Annotated in this window: 1 protein-coding gene; it reads left to right on the forward strand. The window is 64.7% G+C overall.

Going from position 1 to position 1,485, the window contains the following annotated elements; all coding sequences use genetic code 11:
• Positions 1-133 precede the first annotated feature (133 nt).
• On the forward strand, positions 134-1,453 hold the full coding sequence (locus tag GOAMI_RS22250) for an IS256 family transposase (RefSeq protein ID WP_006438912.1): 1,320 nt from the start codon (positions 134-136) through the stop codon (positions 1,451-1,453).
• Positions 1,454-1,485: the final 32 nt, after the last annotated feature.

Here is a 1,485-nt window from a genome sequence, read left to right on the forward strand (position 1 = left end):
CAATGATCAGAACCTGTGGATGACCCTCGGTGAGGGGGCGTTGAAAGTGGGCGCACCTTCCCGAGGATGATCTGAATATCCGAAGGTCCGATCATGAGCCGGCGTTGGCGCGCTGGTTCGGGAAGGTACGCCCATGCTCACCGTAGTTCACGATGCCACCGAGGCCACTGAAAGCACCGGCGGTGCCGGTCGGTCGTTATTGGACGAGATCGTCCGCGACGGCGCCCGGCAGATGCTGGCTGCAGCACTCAAAGCCGAGGTCGCCGCCTACGTGGCCCAGTTCGCCGACCAGCTCGATGAGGACGGCCATCGGTTGGTGGTCCGCAACGGCTACCACCAGCCGCGTGAGGTGCTGACCGCGGCCGGCGCGGTCAAGGTGAAGGCGCCGCGGGTCAACGACCGCCGCGTGGACCCCGATACCGGTGTGCGGCAGCGGTTTTCCTCGGCGATCCTGCCGGCGTGGGCACGTAAGTCTCCGCAGATGAGTGAGGTGTTGCCGCTGCTGTACCTGCATGGGCTGTCCAGCGGCGACTTCACTGCGGCGTTGGAGCAGTTCCTCGGCTCGGGTGCGGGGTTGTCGGCCTCGACGATCACCCGGCTGACCGCGCAGTGGCAGGACGAAGCCGCGGCGTTCGGGCGCCGTGATCTGTCCGGTACCGACTACGTCTACCTGTGGGTCGACGGCATCCACCTCAAGGTGCGCCTGGAGCAGACCAAACTGTGCCTGCTGGTGATGATTGGCGTGCGTACTGATGGCCGCAAGGAGCTGGTGGCGATCACCGACGGGTATCGGGAGTCCACCGAGTCGTGGGCCGACCTGCTACGCGACTGCAAACGCCGCGGGATGACTGCCCCGGTGCTGGCCGTGGGCGATGGCGCCCTCGGGTTCTGGAAGGCGGTCCGCGAAGTGTTCCCAGCGACCCGTGAGCAGCGGTGCTGGTTTCACAAGCAGGCCAATGTCCTTGCCGCACTGCCTAAGTCGGCACATCCGTCGGCGTTGGCGGCGATCAAGGATATCTACAACGCCGAGGACATCGACAAGGCACAGGTCGCGGTCAAGGCATTCGAGGTCGACTTCGGCGCCAAATACCCCAAGGCCGTCGCCAAGATCACCGACGACCTTGACACCCTGCTTGAGTTCTACAAGTACCCGGCCGAGCATTGGATTCACCTGCGCACGACCAACCCGATCGAAAGCACTTTCGCCACGGTGCGACTTCGGACCAAGGTCACCAAGGGGCCTGGATCACGCGCGGCCGGGATTGCCATGGCCTACAAGCTGATAGACGCCGCACAAGCCCGCTGGCGGGCCGTCAACGCCCCGCATCTGGTCGCCCTGGTCCGTGCCGGCGCGGTCTTCCACAAAGGCAAACTGCTCGAACGGCCCACCGACATCACCCCACCGCAACCGCCTTCAAACGGTGACGAGCGCACCGGAACGGAGGTCGCCTGAAACACCCCGATCCACAGGTCTTGACAATTTCT

Origin of the sequence: Gordonia amicalis NBRC 100051 = JCM 11271, assembly GCF_000332995.1 — a bacterium.
Taxonomy (GTDB): domain Bacteria; phylum Actinomycetota; class Actinomycetes; order Mycobacteriales; family Mycobacteriaceae; genus Gordonia; species Gordonia amicalis.